The organism is Pseudonocardia xishanensis (genome assembly GCF_039541715.1).
Taxonomy (GTDB): Bacteria; Actinomycetota; Actinomycetes; order Mycobacteriales; family Pseudonocardiaceae; genus Pseudonocardia; species Pseudonocardia xishanensis.
On the sequence record NZ_BAABGT010000038.1, the window covers coordinates 98,583 to 117,232 of the forward strand.

Annotated in this window: 17 protein-coding genes; 16 read left to right on the top strand and 1 reads right to left on the bottom strand. The window is 71.5% G+C overall.

Features of this window, described 5'->3' with window-relative positions; translation table 11 throughout:
• Positions 1–49 precede the first annotated feature (49 nt).
• The 16 genes from ABD993_RS16595 (at position 50) to rplL (ending at position 16,533) form a co-directional block, all read left to right on the top strand.
• Entirely contained in the window at positions 50–1,177 is a 1,128-nt protein-coding gene (locus ABD993_RS16595; RefSeq protein WP_345418590.1) for an NDMA-dependent alcohol dehydrogenase, read from the top strand.
• Positions 1,174–2,121, top strand: a complete 948-nt coding sequence (locus ABD993_RS16600) for a R2-like ligand-binding oxidase (RefSeq protein WP_345418593.1) — start codon at positions 1,174–1,176, stop codon at positions 2,119–2,121. The genes ABD993_RS16595 and ABD993_RS16600 overlap by 4 nt, the downstream gene beginning before the upstream one ends.
• Positions 2,118–3,077, top strand: coding sequence for an oxygenase MpaB family protein (locus ABD993_RS16605; protein ID WP_345418596.1), 960 nt, complete (start codon positions 2,118–2,120; stop codon positions 3,075–3,077). Before ABD993_RS16600 ends, ABD993_RS16605 begins: the two co-directional genes overlap by 4 nt.
• A 233-nt stretch (positions 3,078–3,310) precedes the next feature.
• Positions 3,311–4,558, top strand: a complete 1,248-nt coding sequence (locus ABD993_RS16610; protein WP_345418599.1) for an ABC transporter ATP-binding protein — start codon at positions 3,311–3,313, stop codon at positions 4,556–4,558.
• A 160-nt stretch (positions 4,559–4,718) separates the two neighbouring features.
• Positions 4,719–5,450 carry an MlaE family ABC transporter permease gene (locus tag ABD993_RS16615; protein WP_345418903.1) on the top strand — a complete coding sequence of 244 codons (732 nt, stop codon included), beginning with the start codon at positions 4,719–4,721 and terminating at the stop codon, positions 5,448–5,450.
• A 1-nt stretch (position 5,451) separates the two neighbouring features.
• Positions 5,452–6,273 carry an MlaE family ABC transporter permease gene (locus tag ABD993_RS16620; protein ID WP_345418602.1) on the top strand — a complete coding sequence of 274 codons (822 nt, stop codon included), beginning with the start codon at positions 5,452–5,454 and terminating at the stop codon, positions 6,271–6,273.
• Positions 6,274–6,365: 92 nt separating this feature from the next.
• Positions 6,366–7,736, top strand: coding sequence for an MCE family protein (locus tag ABD993_RS16625; RefSeq protein ID WP_345418605.1), 1,371 nt, complete (start codon positions 6,366–6,368; stop codon positions 7,734–7,736).
• The gene (locus tag ABD993_RS16630) at positions 7,733–8,896 is read left to right on the top strand and encodes an MCE family protein (protein ID WP_345418608.1); all 1,164 of its coding nucleotides are present in this window, start codon (positions 7,733–7,735) and stop codon (positions 8,894–8,896) included. Before ABD993_RS16625 ends, ABD993_RS16630 begins: the two co-directional genes overlap by 4 nt.
• Positions 8,893–9,861 (top strand): MCE family protein, encoded by a 969-nt coding sequence (locus tag ABD993_RS16635; RefSeq protein WP_345418611.1) that lies wholly within the window; start codon positions 8,893–8,895, stop codon positions 9,859–9,861. The genes ABD993_RS16630 and ABD993_RS16635 overlap by 4 nt, the downstream gene beginning before the upstream one ends.
• Positions 9,861–11,198, top strand: coding sequence for an MCE family protein (locus ABD993_RS16640; protein ID WP_345418614.1), 1,338 nt, complete (start codon positions 9,861–9,863; stop codon positions 11,196–11,198). The genes ABD993_RS16635 and ABD993_RS16640 overlap by 1 nt, the downstream gene beginning before the upstream one ends.
• A complete protein-coding gene (locus ABD993_RS16645) occupies positions 11,195–12,562 on the top strand; it encodes an MCE family protein (RefSeq protein WP_345418617.1) in 1,368 nt (455 codons plus the stop codon). The genes ABD993_RS16640 and ABD993_RS16645 overlap by 4 nt, the downstream gene beginning before the upstream one ends.
• Entirely contained in the window at positions 12,559–13,800 is a 1,242-nt protein-coding gene (locus tag ABD993_RS16650; RefSeq protein WP_345418620.1) for an MCE family protein, read from the top strand. Before ABD993_RS16645 ends, ABD993_RS16650 begins: the two co-directional genes overlap by 4 nt.
• Positions 13,801–13,832: 32 nt before the next feature.
• Positions 13,833–14,381: a hypothetical protein gene (locus ABD993_RS16655; RefSeq protein WP_345418621.1), complete on the top strand. Its 549-nt coding sequence runs from the start codon at positions 13,833–13,835 to the stop codon at positions 14,379–14,381.
• Between the two features lie 49 nt (positions 14,382–14,430).
• The gene (locus ABD993_RS16660; RefSeq protein ID WP_345418624.1) at positions 14,431–15,294 is read left to right on the top strand and encodes a hypothetical protein; all 864 of its coding nucleotides are present in this window, start codon (positions 14,431–14,433) and stop codon (positions 15,292–15,294) included.
• Positions 15,295–15,532: 238 nt separating this feature from the next.
• Positions 15,533–16,099: a 50S ribosomal protein L10 gene (rplJ, locus tag ABD993_RS16665; protein ID WP_345418625.1), complete on the top strand. Its 567-nt coding sequence runs from the start codon at positions 15,533–15,535 to the stop codon at positions 16,097–16,099.
• A 47-nt stretch (positions 16,100–16,146) separates the two neighbouring features.
• Positions 16,147–16,533, top strand: coding sequence for a 50S ribosomal protein L7/L12 (gene rplL / locus ABD993_RS16670; RefSeq protein WP_345418628.1), 387 nt, complete (start codon positions 16,147–16,149; stop codon positions 16,531–16,533).
• 96 nt (positions 16,534–16,629) lie between these two features.
• Here rplL and ABD993_RS16675 read toward each other — a convergent pair whose 3' ends face one another.
• A complete protein-coding gene (locus ABD993_RS16675) occupies positions 16,630–18,282 on the bottom strand; it encodes a class I adenylate-forming enzyme family protein (protein WP_345418631.1) in 1,653 nt (550 codons plus the stop codon).
• Between the last annotated feature and the right edge of the window lie 368 nt (positions 18,283–18,650).

Sequence of the window (18,650 nt, forward strand, 5' to 3'; positions counted from 1 at the left end):
CCCCGTGGGCCCCTGCGGTCCGTTGTGGCGCGCGTCATGATTCGGTGCCATGAGGACCCGAGCAGCGGTGCTGTGGGAACAGGGTGGCAAGTGGGAGGTCGAGGAGGTCGAGCTCGACCCGCCCGGCCCCGGTGAGGTGCTCGTCGAGCTGACGGCCTCCGGGCTGTGCCACTCCGACGAACACCTCGTCACCGGTGACCTCCCCGTCGCCTACCCGATGGTGGGCGGGCACGAGGGCGCGGGCCGGGTGCGCGAGGTCGGGCCCGGGGTGACCGAGGTGGCCGTGGGCGATCCGGTCGTGATGACCTTCCTGCCCAGCTGCGGCCGCTGCTCCTACTGTGTGCGCGGCATGACCTCGCTCTGCGACGACGGCGCGGGCGCCACCCTCGGCCCCCAGCTCGACGGCACCTACCGGGTGCACGCGCGCGGCGAGGACGTCGGGCAGATGTGTCTGCTCGGCACGTTCGCCCAGCACACCGTGGTGCCGGTGAAGTCCGTCGTGAAGATCGACGAGGGCTTCCCGCTGGACCTCGCGGCCCTCGTCGGCTGCGGTGTCACCACCGGGTTCGGTTCCGCGGTCCGCACGGCCGACCTGCGGGCGGGCGACGCGGCCGTCGTCATCGGGATCGGCGGGATCGGGGCCAACGCGATCCAGGGCGCGGTCAACGCCGGCTGCCGGTACGTCGTCGCCGTGGACCCGGTCGAGTTCAAGCGGGAGAAGGCCATCGAGCTGGGCGCGACCCACGTCGCGAGCAGCATCGACGAGGCCTGGCCGATCATCTCCGAGCTCACCCGCGGCCAGCTCGCCGACGCCGCGATCCTCACCACCGGCGTGGCGGACGGCGACGATCTCCAGCCCGCGCTGCAGCTCGTCGGCAAGCGGGGGCGGGTCGTGGTGACCGCCCTGGGCAAGGCCGAGCAGGAGACCGCGAGCCTGTCCCTGCTGGAGCTCACGCTCTACGAGAAGCAGATCCGCGGCGCCCTGTTCGGCAGCTCCAACGGCCGGCACGACGTCCCGCGCCTGCTGGAGCTGCACAACCTCGGCAGGCTCAAGCTCCGCGAGCTGATCACCAAGGAGTACACCCTCGACCAGGTGAACGAGGGGTACGAGGACATGCGGGCCGGCCGGAACATCCGAGGGCTCATCCGATTCCGACCGGCAGAGGAGCCGACGTGATCGAACACGGAAAACGCCAGGGGTTCGCCTCGCTGAGTCCGCAGGGGATCAAACCGGACTCCTTCCCGATGCGGCTGTTCCGCAAGGGCAACGGCAGGCACTGGGACCCGGCGGGCATCGACTTCACCCAGGACGCGCGCGACTTCGCGGCGATGAGCGACGACGAGCGCTGGTGGACCTGCGCGCTGGCCGCCCAGTTCCTCGCCGGCGAGGAGTCGGTGACCCAGGACCTGCAGCCCTTCGTCGCGGCGATGGCCGCCGAGGGCCGCTTCGCCGACGAGATGTACCTGACCCAGTTCGTGTACGAGGAGGCCAAGCACACGCAGGCCTTCCGGCTCTGGTTCGACGCCGTCGGCATGACCGGCGACCTCCACGAGTTCCTCACCTACAACGACGCCTACATGGAGATCTTCACCAAGCAGCTGCCGGACTCCCTGTACGCGCTCGCGATCGACCCCAGCCCGCGCAACCAGATCCGGGCGTCGGTCACCTACAACCACATCGTCGAGGGCACGTTGGCGCTGACCGGCTACTACGCCTGGCAGAAGGTGTGCGCGAGCCGCGGGATCCTCCCCGGCATCCAGCAGGTGATCAAGCACATCGGGGACGACGAGCGGCGCCACATGGCGTGGGGCACCTTCACCTGCCGCCGCCACGTCGCCGCCGACGACACGCTGTTCGACGCCGTCGACGAGCGGATGCAGGAGCTGCTCGTCCCGGCGATGGGCGTCGTCACCGCGACCTTCGAGCAGTTCGAGGACGTGCCCTTCGGCATCGACATCTCCGAGATGGCCGAGTACGCGATGGACAAGCTGGGCCGCAGGCTCGGTGCCATCGAGTCGGCGCGCGGCGCGGACCTGCTCAGCATCGACGTCGACGCCTCCCCGGAGGCCCTCGAGGAGCGCTTCCACGAGGAGGACCGGAAGGAGCTGGCCGCGGTATGAGCTCCCGACGACGCACTCCCTCCCGCAGAGTCGGCATCAGCTCCAGATACGCCCGGCTCCGCGAGATCGAGCAGCTCGATCCCGACGTCGACTACGTCGAGATCAACCAGCTCATGTCCCACTACGAGTTCCCGTGGGACATCAACCAGGCGCTGTCCTTCGCGCTGTTCCGCACCTACGCGGTGCCGACCATCGGCAAGCTCCTGGCCGAGACGGGGGAGTTCACCGAGCGCGTCCAGAAGCGGTACGACGACACGGGTCTGATCCTCGAGGCCGTCCTGGAGCACGGGTTCACCGGCACCGGGACGGACGCGATCCGGCGCATGAACCAGATGCACCGCAGCTACCCGATCGGCAACGGGGACCTGCTGTACACGCTGGCCACGTTCGTCGTCAGCCCGATCCGGTGGATGGACGCCTACGGCTGGCGGCCCTTCTCCGAGACCGAGAAGCGGGCCAGCGCGAACTACTACCGCGAGCTCGGCAGGCACATGGGGATCAAGGGGATCCCGGACACCTGGCAGGAGTTCGCCGCGCTGCACGACGCCTACGAGCGCGAGCACTTCGCCTTCGACCCGGGCGGCCGCGCGGTCGCGGACTCCACCCTCGCGCTGCTGTGCACCTTCCCGCCGAACGACAAGGCTCCGACGACGCTGATCGACGCCTTCTCCCGGTCGCTGATGGACGCGCCGCTGCGCGAGGCCTTCCGCTACACGGCCCCGCCTCGCTGGTTCCAGGTGCTCTCCCGGGGCGCGCTGCGGCTGCGCGGCCGGGTCGTCCGGTGGTTCCCGGTGCGCACCCGCCCGCAGTTCGTCCGGGACCTGCCGAACATCCGCAGCTACCCCGACGGATTCGACGTCCGGCGGCTCGGGACCTTCCCCACGGGGTGCCCGGTGCCTCACGACACGTACTCCGATCGGGTGATATCCACCCCCGTCACTCCATCCAGATCCTGAGACGGCTGTTGTACCGACATGGGGCCGTTCGGACCAACGCCGAGTCGTTGCGTGAGCAATGGACGTCGATTCGCGAAGTCCTCGTCACGGCCCGTCGCCGACGTTCTCAGGTCGTCGGGTGAGTGGCACGGGTGCCGGAAATACTGGGCAGTAACCGGAGTGCGGTGCGCTCGTTGGACGCTGCAGGAGGCGTCCGCCCAGAAGCGGGTGCACCGAACGCGCAAGGAGGCGACGTGCCCGGTGTCGAGGTGAGGGTCGAGGGACTGACCAAGTCCTTCGGACGCGCCAACATCTGGTCGGACGTCACGCTGACGCTCCCGCCCGGCGAGGTCAGCGTACTGCTGGGCCCGTCCGGCACGGGCAAGTCGGTGTTCCTCAAGTCGCTGATCGGGCTGCTCAAGCCGGAGAAGGGCTCGATCGTCATCCACGACACCGACCTCGTGCGATGCTCGGAGTCGAGGCTCTACGACATCCGGAAGCTGTTCGGCGTGCTGTTCCAGGACGGCGCGCTCTTCGGCTCGATGAACCTCTACGACAACATCGCCTTCCCGCTGCGCGAGCACACGAAGAAGTCCGAGTCCCAGATCCGCGACATCGTCGCGGAGAAGATGGACATGGTGGGGCTCAAGGGCGACGAGTCCAAGCTGCCGGGCGAGATCTCCGGTGGGATGCGCAAGCGCGCGGGCCTGGCCCGGGCGCTCGTGCTGGACCCCGAGATCATCCTGTTCGACGAGCCGGACTCCGGTCTCGACCCCGTCCGTACGGCGTACCTGAACCAGCTCATCATCGACCTGAACGCGCAGACGGACTCGACGTTCCTGATCGTCACCCACGACATCAACACCGCGCAGACCGTGCCGGACAACATCGGCATGCTCTACCGCAAGCACCTGGCCATGTTCGGGCCGCGTGAGGTGCTGCTGACCAGCGACGACCCGGTGGTCGCCCAGTTCCTCAACGGCCGCCGCCAGGGCCCGATCGGCATGAGCGAGGAGAAGGACACCGCCCAGGCCCAGCGCGAGATGGCCGAGGTCGAGGAGCTGTCCGGGCTGCCGCCGATCAAGCCGCAGCTCGAGGCCACCGCGGGGCTGCCGGAGCGCAAGGCGGTCGGGCGGCGGCAGCGCCGGGTCGAGGAGATGATGCACACCCTCCCGCCCGCCGCGCAGGAGGCGATCCGCCGGTCGCAGGCCGAGCAGCAGGCCCCGCAGGCCCGACCCACGGCCGTCGGCGCCGCCCCGTACGGCGCCCCCTCCACGAACGGCCCCGCCACGAACGGCCCCGCCACGAACGGCCCCGCGTCGCACGACCTGTTCAGTCCGGCGCCCGAGGAGCCCACCCAAACCCTCCCGCGCCTGCCCGATCCGCCCACCCCCGTGTCCCCGCCCGAGGCCCCACTCGGCCAACCGGTGACCCCGCCGACCGACTCGCGACCGCCGTCGGGACCGACCTCCGGCCCCGGCAGGCACCGCTTCCGCAGCTAGACCGTCGCGGCGGACCGGCCCCCACCGCCCGCCGTGAACCTGCTCCCCACCCGCCCCCGTGAGCTCCCCCGGCTCACGGGACTCGTAGAGGAATGTCGTGTCCGCTCCCCAGCAGGCAGGCCCCAGCCCCCTCACCCGCGCCCTGACCCCCGTCGGCCGGATGTTCGGGCTGGGCCTGGACATCGTCCGGCAGACCTTCCGGCCGCCGTTTCAGCTGCGCGAGTACATCGAGCAGACCTGGTTCGTGACGAAGGTGTCCGCGCTGCCCACGGCGCTGTTCACCATCCCCTTCGGCGCCACGATCGCGCTGCTGTTGGCGAGCCTGACCCAGCAGTTCGGCGCGCAGAGCCAGACCGGCGCGGGCTCGGTGCTCGCGATCGTGCAGCAGGCCGCGCCGATCGTCACCGCGCTGCTGATCTCCGGCGCGGGAGGAAGCGCCGTCTGTGCTGATCTCGGTGCCCGCACCATCCGCGAGGAGATCGACGCGATGAAGGTGCTCGGCATCTCGCCGATCCAGCGCCTCGTCGTTCCACGGGTGTTGGCGATGGCCACCACCGCCCTCGTGCTCAACGGGGTCGCCACGGTCGTCGGGGTGGCGGGGGGCTACTTCTTCAACGTGATCATCCAGGGCGGGACGCCCGGGGCGTACGTCGCCAGCTTCTCGGCGATCGCCCAGGTCAGCGACATCGTCGTCAGCGAGGTCAAGGCGTTCCTGTTCGGCTTCACCGCCGGGATCGTGGCCGCTTACCGCGGGCTCAACCCGCCGCCCGGGGCGAAGGGGGTGGGCGACGCGGTGAACCAGTCCGTCGTCATCTCGTTCGTGCTCGTCTTCCTGATCAACCTCGTGCTCACGGCCCTGTACCTCGAGCTCGTGCCGCCGAAGGGGATCTGACATGGCCTCGCGCATCGTCCTCGAGCCCGTCCGCAGGCTGGAGGAGCTCGGCGACCAGCTCTCGCTCTACGCCCGCGCCGTCGCGTGGATCCCGCGCACGCTGCGCCGCTACCCGAAGGAGATCGCCCGGCTGCTGGCCGAGGTCAGCTTCGGGTCCGGCGCGCTGATCGTCATCCTCGGCACGGCGGGCGTGATGGCCGCGCTGTCGCTGTTCGTCGGGTCGCTGGTCGGCCTGCAGGGCTTCCGGGCGCTGGACTCGCTCGGCGTCGAGGCGCTGACCGGGTTCATCACCGCGTACTTCACGACCCGCGACATCGCGCCGCTGGTCGCGGCGTCCGCGCTGACCGCGACCCTGGGCGCGGGCTTCACCGCCCAGCTCGGCGCGATGCGGATCTCCGAGGAGGTCGACGCGCTGGAGGTCATGGCGGTCCCGTCCGTCCCCTTCCTCGTGACGACGCGGGTGATCGCCGGCATCGTCGCCGTCATCCCGATGTACACCATCGGCCTGCTGATGAGCTTCGCCGCGGCCCGGATCAACGTCACCGTGATCAACGGGCTGCCGGGCGGGACGTACGACCACTACTTCGACCTGTTCCTGCCGGTCAGCGACGTGTTGGCGTCCTATCTGAAGGTCGTCGTCTTCGCCACGGTGGTCATCCTGATCCACTGCCACTACGGCTACCACGCGAAGGGCGGCCCGGCGGGCGTCGGCGTCGCGGTGGGCCGCGCGGTGCGGCTGTCCATCGTGAGCACAGCGATCCTCGACTTCTTCCTGACGCTCGTCCTCTTCGGCACCGACACCAGCGTCCGGGTGGCCGGATGAGGCCCGACACGAGCTTGCGAGTGGCGTCATGAGCACCGACACGAGCTTGCGAGTGGCGGCATGAGCACCGACACGAGCTTGCGAGCGGCGTCATGAGAACCGTCGACGGCGCCAAGGCACTGCGCGGACTGGTGTTCGTGCTGGTCATCGTGTTGCTGCTGGGGCTGGCGGTGGCCCAGTACGCGGGTGCGTTCTCCGGCGGCGTGCCGGTGAGCCTGCACGTCGACCGGGTCGGGACGCAGCTGAACGAGAAGGCGGACGTCAAGATCCGCGGCCTGATCGTCGGGTCCGTGCAGAAGATCAGCACGACCGGGAACGGCGCGGACGTCGACCTGGTCATCGACGACGACAAGATCGACCTGATCCCTGCGAACGTGACCGCCCGGCTGCTGCCCAAGACGCTGTTCGGCGAGAAGTACGTGTCGCTGGTGCCGCCGGGTACTCCGGGCACGGTGAAGCTGGCCTCCTACGACACGATCCAGCTGGACCGCAGCGTCGCGGGCATCGAGGTCGAGCGGGTGCTGGACGACCTGCTCCCGCTCCTGCAGGCCGTGAAGCCGCAGGACCTCGCCACCACCCTCGGCGCGCTGTCGCAGTCCCTGGCGGGCCGCGGCGACCAGCTCGGCCGGACCCTGGAGCAGCTGAACACGCTGACCGGCGGGTTCCGCCCGGCGATCCCCGACCTGCAGGCGGACATCACCCAGCTCGCGGACTTCTCGGAGAACCTCTCGAACTCCGCCCCGGACCTGCTCGACGCGCTGGACACGCTGACCACCACCAGCGACACCATCGTCGACCAGGCGGACGAGCTGCGGGCGCTGTACTCGTCGGTGACGGGGGCGTCGGACGACCTGCGGGCCTTCCTCGACGCCAACAAGGAGAACCTGATCGGGCTGGCGGACTCCAGCCGCCCGACGCTGGAGACCCTGGCCCGCTACTCGCCGGAGTTCCCCTGCTTCTTCCGGCAGGTCACCGGCCTGATCCCGTACCTGGACCAGGTGTTCGGCAAGGGCACGAACGAGCCGGGCGTGCACATCACGCTGGAGCTCGCCGCGACCAGGGGCAAGTACATCCCCGACCAGGACGAGCCCGAGTACCGCGACGACCGCGGCCCCCGCTGCTACCCGCTGGTCAACCCGGGCCCGCAGTACCCGCCGGACGGCCCGTTCCGGGACGGCTCGGTGGCCCCGCCCGCCCCGCTCGGCACGCCGATGGGGAACCCGGAGGCCCTCGGCGTCGACACCTTCGGCACCTACGACGGCAGCCAGAGCTGGACCGCCACGTCGAAGCCCGGCGCCACGCCCGCCTCCTACGACATGGGCATCACCAACTCGCCCGGTGAGCAGCAGCAGATCGCCGAGCTGGTGTCCTTCCGCCAGGGCACGTCCCCGGACCAGGTCCCGGGCTGGGGGAGCGTCCTGGTGGGCCCGCTCTACCGCGGGGCGGAGGTGACGGTGGCATGAGTCGGATCCCAGTCGGCCCGCTCACCAAGTTCCTGGCGTTCGCCCTGGTCACGGCCCTCGCGACGACCGTCCTCGCGCTGACCATCGCCAACAGCCAGGGCGGGGACAAGGCGACGTACTCGGCGCGCTTCACCGACGTCAACGGCCTGCTCGTCGGGGACGACGTGCGGATCGCCGGGGTGACGGTGGGGTCCGTCGACAAGATCGAGATCGTGGACCGCCGGGAGGCGCAGGTCGACTTCAGTGTGGACTCCGCGCTGGTCGTCCCGCAGTCCGTCACCGCGTCGGTCCTCTACAAGAACCTCATCGGCCAGCGCTTCCTCTCCCTGGCCCAGGGCGCGGGCGGCGGCAGGCTCCCCGAGGGCGGCACGATCCCCGCGTCCCGGACCCGTCCGCCGCTGAACCTGACCACGCTGTTCAACGGCTTCAAGCCGCTGTTCCAGGGCCTCGACCCGCAGCAGGTCAACCAGCTGTCCACGGAGATCATCTCGACCCTGCAGGGCGAGGGCGGCACGGTGGAGAGCCTGCTCGCCGGCACCGCCTCGCTGACCGGCACCATCGCCGACCGCGACCAGGTGATCGGACAGGTCATCGACAACCTCAACGCGGTGCTCGACACCGTCAACAGCCACGACGACCAGCTCAACCAGCTGGTGGTCTCGCTGCGGAAGCTCGTGTCCGGGCTGGCCCGGGACCGCGAGCCCATCGGGCAGGCGATCGCCTCCATCGGCGACCTCACGGAGACCACCGGCGGCTTCGTCGGCGAGGCGCGCGAGCCGCTGCGCCGCGACATCGCAGCACTCGGCGACCTCGCCGGGCAGCTCGACCAGGCCGAGCCGGTGATCGACGACCTGCTCAAGACCGCGCCGGGCAAGCTCAACACGATCAGCCGGGCCGCGAGCTACGGCAGCTGGTTCCAGTTCTACCTCTGCGGGGCATCGGGCTCGATCGGCCTCGGGGACCTGCTGCCCGCCGTCGAGATCCCGCTGGTCAAGGCGGACGCGCCGCGGTGCGGTCCGGACCCGGACGGCGTCCAGGGCCAGTCGTCGCCGCTGCTGCCGGGTGTCCCGCCGGGGCTTCAACAGCTCGCGAACGGGCTCGTCCCGCCCGGCGCCCCCGACCTGCCGATCTTCGCCCCGCTGACGGGAGGCTCGCGATGACCGCGCTGACCAAGCGTCCCGTGCTGCTCGCCGTCGTCGGGCTGCTGCTGATCGCCGTGGTCGCGGTGGTCGCCTTCCAGGCCCCGTCGCTGTTCGGCGGGCAGACCTACAAGGCCGAGTTCCGCGAGGCGGCGGGCCTGCAGTCCGGCGACCGGGTGACCGTCGCAGGCGTGGAGGTCGGGCGGGTCACCTCGGTGGCGCTGAACGGCGACCACGTGGACGTCGACTTCCGGGTGGACGACGCCTGGGTCGGCGACCGCACCGCCGCCTCCATCGAGATCGCCACGCTGCTGGGCTCGAAGTACCTGGCGCTGGACGTGCAGGGCGACCGTGAGCTGGACCCGGGCACCGCCATCCCGCGCGACCGGACGATCTCGCCGTTCGACGTCGTCGAGGCCTTCAACGGGCTCTCCGGCACGATCGACGCGATCGACACGACCCAGCTGGCCACGAGCCTGCGGACGCTGTCCGACACCTTCCGGGACACCCCCGACGACGTCCGCGGCACCCTCGACGGGCTCTCCCGGCTGTCCACCACGATCTCGAGCCGGGACGAGCAGATCCGGCAGCTCCTGGCGGGCGCCCGCAACCTCTCCGGCATCCTCGCCGACCGCCGCCAGGACTTCGACACGCTGCTCTCCGACGGCAACCTGCTGCTCGGCGAGCTGCAGAAGCGCAAGGACGCGATCGACCGGCTCCTGTCCGGCACCCGCCTGTTGTCCCAGCAGCTCTCGGGCCTGGTCGCGGACAACCGCGACCAGCTGCGGCCCACGCTGGAGACGCTCGACCGGGTCGTCGCGGTACTGCAGCGCAACCAGGACAACCTGGCGCAGACGCTGCAGAACGAGGCCGTGTTCGTCCGGCTGTTCTCCAACGCCGTCGGCAACGGCCGCTGGTTCGACAACTACATCTGCGGCCTGCTCCCGGTCCCGAGCATCGGCCCGCTGAACCCGGGAGGCTGCTGATGGCCGGGTCGTGGTCTCAGGACCGGCGTGCGCTGCAGATCACCGCGCTCGTCGGGATCGTCGCCGTGCTGGTGGCGACGGGCGTCTGGCTGGTGGCGAAGGGTGGCGGCCGGAAGGTCACCGCGTACTTCACCAACACCTCCGCGCTGTTCGAGGACAACGAGGTGCGGGTGCTCGGCGTGCCCGTCGGGAAGATCGACACGATCACCCCCGAGGGCACCCGGGTGCGCGTCGACATGACGCTCACCGACTCGGCCGTGCACCTCGCGCCGGACGCGAAGGCCGCCGTCGTGTCGCCGAGCCTGGTCACGGGGCGGTACGTGCAGCTGTTCCCGACGGTGGCCGAGGACGCGCCGCAGCTGGCCGACGGCGCCACGATCCCGCTGGAGCGCACCGCCGTCCCGTTGGGCGTCGACGACCTCGCGCGCACCGCGACCGAGCTCTCCCGGGCCCTCGGCCCGAACGGCGCGAACTCGACGGGCGCGGTATCCGACGCCCTGAACGTCGGGGCCGCGAACCTGGTGGGCAACGGCCAGGCGCTCAACGACACGATCACCGGCCTCGGCAACCTCTCGTCGACGCTGGCCGGCTCGAGCGACGACCTCTTCGGCACCGTCACCGAGCTGCAGAAGTTCACCCGGACCCTCGCCCAGGACGACGCGAAGGTGCGCGAGTTCAACGGCAGGCTCGCGGACGTCACCGGGTTCCTCGCGGACGAGCGGCAGGAGCTGGGCGGGGCGCTGCACGACCTGGGGATCGCGCTGGGGGACGTGGCCGGGTTCGTCAGGGACAACCGGGCGGCGATCCGGTCGAACGTGGACCGGCTCTCGGACGTCACGACCGTCCTGGTGGAGCAGCGTCGGGCGCTCACGGAGATCCTCGACGTGGCGCCGCTGGGCGTGTCGAACCTGGCGAACACCTACAACGGGTCCTCGGGGACGCTGGACACGAGGGCGAACATCAACGAGCTGAGCAACCCGCTGATCTACACGGTCTGCAGCCAGATCGACAAGGCCACCCCGGCGCAGCTCCAGGCGCTCACCGGCCTGCTCGAGGTCTGCAAGGCGCTGCCGGACCCCGGGCTGCTGCCCACGCCGGTGCAGGTGTTGGACTCGATCTACAAGGGCCAGGCCATCCCGGTCGCCGGGCTCGCGATCCCGACGATCCCGCTGCCCACCGGGCAGAACCCGAACCCCGCCGCCCCGCCGCAGCAGGGCGCGGCCCCGGCCCTGCCGCTCCCCGCGGCCCCGACCCAGGCCCCCGCGCCGCCCGCCCAGCAGGACTCCGGCGGCGGCATCGGCGGCTTCTTCTCGAAGCTCTTCGGAGGTGGCTCGTGAAGCGGCTCGCGGCGGTCCTCGCCACCGCCTCGGTCGCCCTGAGCGGCTGCGGCGTCCTCTCCGGCGGGCTGCGCGGCGTCGAGCTGCCCGGTGGCGCGGACCTCGGCGACTCGCCGTACTCGGTGACCATCGAGTTCCCGGACGTCGTGGACCTCGTCCCGCAGTCGCTGGTGAAGGTCGCGGACGTCAACGTCGGCACCGTGCGGTCCATCGACGTCGACCCGCAGAGCTGGAACGCCCGGGTCACGGTCGCGGTCAACGGCGCGGTGGCGCTGCCCGCCGACGCGACCGCCCGGGTGCGCACGACCTCGCTGCTCGGGGAGAAGTTCGTCGAGCTCGCCGCCCCCACCCAGGGCGCCGGCTCGACGGTCAGCTCCACCTCCGGCCCGATGGTCGGCTCCGCAAGCTCCGCCTCCGGCTCGATGGTCGGCTCCGCAAGCTCCGCCTCCGTCGGCCGCCTCGCCGACGGCGCGACCATCCCGCTCGACCGCGCAGGCCGCGCCGTCGAGGTCGAGGAGGTCTTCGGCGCGCTGTCCCTGCTGCTCAACGGCGGCGGGGTCGCGCAGATCAAGACGATCTCGACCGAGCTGAACACCGCACTGACCGGCCGCGAGCCGCAGATCCGCTCGCTGTTGGACAACCTGGACACCCTCGTCGGCGCCCTCGACGACCGGAAGGGCGAGATCACCCGCGCCCTCGACGGCATCAACCGGCTGTCGGCCACGCTGAACGACCGGCGCCCGCAGATCGCGAACGCCCTGGACAACCTCGAGCCCGGCCTCGCCGAGCTGGAGAGCCAGCGCGGCCGGCTCGTCGACATGCTCCGCGCGCTGGACCGGCTCTCCGGCACGGCGACGGACACGATCAACCGCAGCCGAGACGACGTCCTCGCCGACCTCCGGGCACTGCAGCCGACGCTGCGGAAGCTCGCCGAGTCCGGCCAGGACCTGCCGAACTCACTGCAGCTCCTCGGGTCCTTCCCGTTCACCGACGCCGCCCAGGACGCGTTCGCGGGCGACTACGCGAACCTCTACGTCCGGGTGGACCTCGACGCGAAGAACCTGCTGGACAACCTCATCCGGGCGCGCACGCCGCTCAGCCCGGACCTGCCGATCCTGGGCAGGCTGCCGCCGACCGCCCAGCTGCTCGCGCCGCTGGTCGGCGGCAACGGCACCGAGCCGCAGCTCCCGCTGCTCGGCTCGGTCCCGACGACGGCGGGCCGGGCGCAGGGCTCGACGGCGACCCCGCCGACGGCCACCCCGGTCCCGCCCGGCCCGACCGACGGCTCCGGCGATCCCGGCGCCCCCACCGGTTCCGGCGGCCGCGGCGGCCTGCTCGGCGGACTCCTCGGAGGTGGCCGATGATCTCCCGGACCGTCCGCGTGCAGCTGCTCGCGCTGGTGGCGATCGCCGTGATCGGCGTCGGGTACGTCGGGTTCCGCTACGCCGACCTCGGCCGGATCTTCGGCGCCACGACCTACCCGGTCACCATGCGGCTCAGCGACTCCGGCGGCATCTTCACCGGGGCCGACGTGACCTACCGCGGCGTGAGCGTCGGGCGGGTGGGACCGCTGACCCTGACCGCGGACGGCGTCGACGTCCAGCTCGACCTGGACCGCGGCGGCCCGGACATCCCCGCGGACCTCAACGCCGCGGTGCGGAACCTCTCCGCGATCGGTGAGCAGTACGTGGACCTGCAGCCGACGTCCGACGGCGGGCCCGCGCTCGCGTCCGGCACGGTCATCCCGGCCTCCCGGGTGGCGCTGCCCGTCCAGGTCGACGAGGTGGTGACCAGCCTCGACGGCTTCGTCCGCTCGGTCCCGCTGGACAGCCTGCAGACCGTGGTCTCCGAGCTGGGGCGGAGCTTCGCGAACGCCGGGGTGCCGCTGCAACGCCTGCTCGACGCGACGGACGAGTTCTCGAACTCCGCGATCGACGCGCTGCCGCAGACCAGGGACCTGCTCCGCGACGGCCGCACCGTGCTGACCACGCAGAACGAGACCGCGGGCCAGTTCGCGGACTTCAGCGCCTCGCTCAAGCTCATCGCCGAGCAGCTGAAGACCTCGGACCCGGACCTGCGCAGGCTGATCCAGACGGCACCGCAGGCCGCGGACGAGATCCGCGCGCTGCTGCGGGAGAGCGGCGGCGGGCTGTCCGAGACGGTCGCGAACCTGCTCACGGTCTCCCGGATCGCCGAGCCCCGGCAGGCGAACCTGGCTCAGCTCCTGGTCACCTACCCGGGCGTGATCGCCAACGCCTACACCGCCGTGCCGAACGACGGCACCGCCCACCTCGGGCTCGTGCTCAACGTCTTCGACCCGGTGCCCTGCGTGGCCGGGTACGAGGCCACCCCGCACCGCGCCGGGAACCAGCTCGAGAACACCCGGGTGGATCCCGGCACCTACTGCGCCGAGCCGCAGGGCAGCCCGACGAGCGTCCGCGGCGCGCAGAACGCCCCACGTCAGAGGGGCTCGACCACCCCGCAGGCACCGGCCACCGCGGGGGGCAACCCGTCCGCCGACATGCCGCTGCCGTCGGGTTCCGACGGCCCCGTCCCCCCGATCACGCTTCCCCTCGGCACTCCCGCCGGGATCCTCGCCTGAGGTCGCTCCCCGCCGACCGGATGGAGACCACCATGACCGCGCTCCTGGACACCCCACCCGCGAGCCCCGCCCCGCCGAAGCGGGGTCGGGCGCTGCAGATCGCCGCCGCGGTGGCGCTCGTCGCCGCGCTCGTGTTCGGGGTGCTCTGGCTGACCACGCTGACCAGCGCGCAGCGCTCGCTGGCCGAGCAGCGAGACGACGTTCTCGTCGCCGCGCGCCAGGCCGCGATCAGCCTGAACACCCTCGACTTCCACGACGTCGACGGCGGCCTCGACCGCTGGGAGCAGACCTCCACCGGCGCCGTGCTCGAGGAGTTCCGCACCAACCGCGCCCAGTACGCGCAGTTCGTGGGGGAGTCGAAGCGGACCACCACGGCCACGGTCTCCGACGCCGCGGTCAGCGAGCTGAACGAGCAGGCGGGGATCGCCAGGGTGCTCGTCGGGGTGGACGTGCAGGTCACCCCGGACGGCCAGCAGCCGATCACCACCCGCCAGCGCCTCCAGCTCGAGATGACCCACACCGACGACGGCTGGAAGGTCAGCAGGCTGGCCCCGGTCCGCGCCCCCGGCGCCACCGGCTGACACCGCCCACCCGCCCCGGTCGACCGACGGCCCCAGGAGGTCGAGAGCCATGGCTCCCCAGAACAGCAGCACCGGCACCCCCCGCACCGGCACCACCCGCCGCGCGAGCACCGGCATCCGCCGCCCCACGGTCGCGGGCCGCGGCCCGGACACGGCCGCCCCCCGGGTCGCCCGAGGCCCGGTCACGGACCGCGCGGCCCACACCCCGGTCCCCGCGGACACGCCCGCCCCCGCGGACACGCCGGCCCCCGCTGACACTCGGGACGCCCAAGAGCCACTGAGCGACACCCGGGGCGCCCAGGAGACGCCGGCGGGGAGCGCGCCCGCCGACGCTCGGGACGGTCACCCGTCGCCGGCGGGGGAGCGGCGGGCCGCCGGGTTGCGACGCCGGGTTCCCGCGCCCCCGCGCACCCGCCGCGGCACCATGCTGCTCGCGGGCGCGACCGTCGTGCTGCTGGCCCTGGCGGTGCTGGCCGGGGTGAGCTGGTGGACCCTGCGCAGCTCCCCGGCTGCCCGGAACACCGCGCTGGTGGACGTCGCCGAGACCACGCAGGTCTCCCAGCAGCTCGGCGACGCCGTGAAGACCGTCTACTCCTACGACTTCACCCGCCTCGACCAGAACGAGGCCGCGGCGCGGGAGGTCATCACCCCGGAGTTCGCGCAGCAGTTCGACCAGCTCTTCGGCGAGGTCCGGAACCTGGCGCCGCAGCAGCAGGCCGTCGTCACCGCGACGATCTCGCAGGCCGCCGTGGAGTCGATCACGGGCGACCGTGCCGTCCTGGTCGTGTTCCTGGACCAGCAGGCCACCCGCGCCGCGGGTGACCAGCAGCAGGTCGCCGCGGCGGGCCGCCTCACGGTCACCGGCGAGCGGGTCGACGGGACGTGGAAGATCGCCGCCGTCCAGGTCGCCTGACCGACCCCCGGGGCGGGGTGTCCGCCGCGGCCGCGTATGCTCGTCCCAGTTCCACCGAAGACCGCAGGTCTGCATCCTCCGGGATGTCTAAGGTCCGGCTCGCCGGGCGGCCCGCGCAGGAGGACGAGGTTCACCAGTCGGGCTTTCGCCTGCTGCCACGCCCCGTGCCTGCGCACGGGGCGTTCGTCGTGTCCGGCCCCTCGCGGTGGTTCCACCGACACCCGAGAGGAGGCACCACATGGCACGACCCGACAAGGTCGAGGCGGTCGATGAGATCGCCGACCGGTTCCGGGGCGCGTCCGCCTCGGTGGTCACGGGCTACACCGGCCTCACCGTGGCGCAGCTCAAGGAGCTGCGTCGCGCGCTGGGCGACGACGCGAGCTTCCGCGTCGCCAAGAACACGCTGGTCAAGCGTGCGGCGGCGGACGCGGGCGTGGACGGTCTGGACGACCTCCTGACCGGCCCGACGGCCATCGCGTTCGTCAAGGGCGAGGCGGTCGACGCCGCCAAGGCGCTGAAGGCCTTCGCGAAGGACAACAAGGGCCTCGTCATCAAGGGCGGCTACATGGACGGCCGTGCTCTCACGAGCACGGAGGTCGAGAAGCTCGCCGATCTCGAGTCCCGCGAGGTCCTGCTGGCCAAGCTGGCCGGCGCGATGAAGGGCAACCTCGCCAAGGCCGCCGGTCTGTTCAACGCCCCGGCGTCGCAGGTCGCCCGGCTGGTCCAGGCCCTGGCCGACAAGAAGGCCGCCGAGGGCGGCGAGACCGCCGCCCCCGCCGAGGACGCAGCCCCCACCGAGAGCTGACCACAGCTCCCCCCACACTTCCGCTACACCCGAAAGGAACCGCCACCATGGCGAAGCTGTCCAGCGACGAGCTGCTCGACGCGTTCAAGGAGCTCACCCTCATCGAGCTCTCCGACTTCGTGAAGAAGTTCGAGGAGACCTTCGAGGTCACCGCGGCCGCCCCGGTCGCCGTCGCCGCCGCGGCCCCCGGTGCCGCCCCGGCCGAGGCCGAGGCCGAGAAGGACGAGTTCAACGTCGTCCTCGACGCCGCCGGTGACAAGAAGATCCAGGTCATCAAGGTCGTCCGCGAGCTGGTCTCGGGCCTCGGCCTGAAGGAGGCCAAGGACCTCGTCGAGTCGGCCCCGAAGCCGATCCTCGAGGGTGTCGCCAAGGACGCGGCCGACGCCGCGAAGGCGAAGCTCGAGGAGGCAGGCGCCAAGGTCAGCCTGAGCTGATCCGCGCCGCACCTCCGACGGGGCGGGCACCCACTGCGGGTGCCCGCCCCGTCTGCTGTCCCAGCGCCTGTCCCAGCGCCTGTCCCAGCGCCTGTCTCAGCGGCCCCGCAGCTCGCGGCGCAGGAGCTTGCCGGACACCGTCTTGGGGATCTCGTCGAGGAACTCCACGGCCCGCGGGTACTTGTAGGCCGCCATCCGGGCCCTGGTGAAGGCGATCAGCTCCTCCTCCGTCGCGGAGGCGCCCGGGCGCAGCGACACGAACGCCTTCACCGACTCGCCCCGGTACTCGTCCGGCACGCCGACGACCGCCGCCTCGCGCACCGCAGGGTGCTCGTAGAGCATGTCCTCGACCTCGCGCGGCCAGACCTTGTAGCCGGACACGTTGATCTGGTCCTTCTTGCGGTCGACGATGTAGAACCAGCCGTCCGCGTCCATGTACCCGACGTCCCCGGTGTGCAGCGCCCCGCCCGGCAGCGCCTTCGCCGTCTCCTCCGGCTTGTTCCAGTACCCCTTCACCACCTGCGGGCCCGTCGTCACGATCTCGCCGACCTCGCCGACGGGCAGGTCCTCGCCGTCCTCGCCGACGATCCGGACCACGGTGTCGTAGACCGGCACGCCGACGGACAGCGCCCCCGACGCCTCGTCGACCGGTGCCCGGGCGTGGGCGGGTACGCCGTGGCTCGGTGAGGTGGTCTCGGTGAGCCCGTAGATGTTGTGGATGTACTGCCCGAAGGTCTCCTGGAAGGCCGTCACCGTCGACGGCGGGATCGGTGCGCCGCCGGACCAGATCTTGGTGAGCGTCTTCAGGTCGTCCGCGTTCGCCTCCGGCGCGTTCATCAGGGCGATGAACACGGTGATCGAGCCGACCGTGAAGGTCGCCCGCTCCTCGCGGATGATCTCCAGCGCCGCCCCCGGGTCGAAGCGGTGGAAGAGCACCAGCGGGGCGCCCAGCAGCATCGCCGTGGTGACGTGCCCGATCAGCCCGGTGATGTGGAACAGCGGGGCCACGCCGAGCACCACGTCGTCCGGGCCCAGCTCGCAGAGCTCGCGGTAGGTCTGGGAGTTGAACACCAGGTTGGCGTGGGTGTTCATGGCGCCCTTGGGCGGCCCGGTCGTGCCCGAGGTGTACGTGAGGACGGCGGTGTCCTCCGGCGCGAGCGTGACCGGCGGTGGGGCCTGGCCGCGGGACCGCTCGATCAGCGAGGCCATGTCCAGTGTGTCCGATGAGGCGATCCGCGCGACGCCGCCGAGGATCCGGGGGTCGTCGCGGGACTGGTACTCCAGCTCGGAGGTGGTCAGCACGGTCCGCACCGCGGTCTCCGGCACCACGGCCGCAGCGACGTCCCGGTACAGCGTCTCCAGGACGACGAGCACGCTCGCCCCGGAGTCGTCCAGCAGCAGCCGCAGCTCCCGCTCGCGGTTCATCGGGTTCACGTTGACGGCGATCCCGCCCGCCTTCCAGACCGCCAGCAGCGCGATCACGTACTGCGGGTCGTTCTGCACGAACAGCGCCGCCCGCTCGCCCGCCGTGAAGCCCTCGGCGAGCAGCCCGACGGCGAGGACGTCGGACAGGGCGTCGAGCTCGGCGTAGGTGATGCGGCCGTCGAAGTAGCGCAGGGCGTCCCGGTCGCCGTGGCGCGCCACGGTGGCCCGGAACAGCGCCACCATGTCCGGGTACTCGGGGGTGATCGAGGTCGGTTGCCCCTCGTCGTAGCGGGCCAGCCAGGGCCGCGAGTCGTAGTCACTCATCGAGTGGGCCTCCGTCGTCGGTGATGGGGCCCGTCGATCATCGACCCGCCGGGCCCGCGCGTAAACTGACCGGAGTGACGGCGGCACTGCTCTGAACGAGTGAACTTCGGAACGTGCGATCGGCGGGAAAGGTCACAGGACTCGCCGTCGGTCGAGTGTCGGGGGCCACGTCCGCACCGGTCGTCCCTTGTAAAGGACCACTTACCGACGCGTACGGTCTTGACTCGGTGCGCCTGTCAGGTCACTCTTACGTCACGGTGCTTGGCTGCGTCCAGTGAGCTGAGCGACGTGTCTCGACAGCGGCTGCCTTCGCGGCTAGTCTGACTCTTTGCGCTGCCTCCGCCCAGGTTCGGCGTGCACGCTGTCGG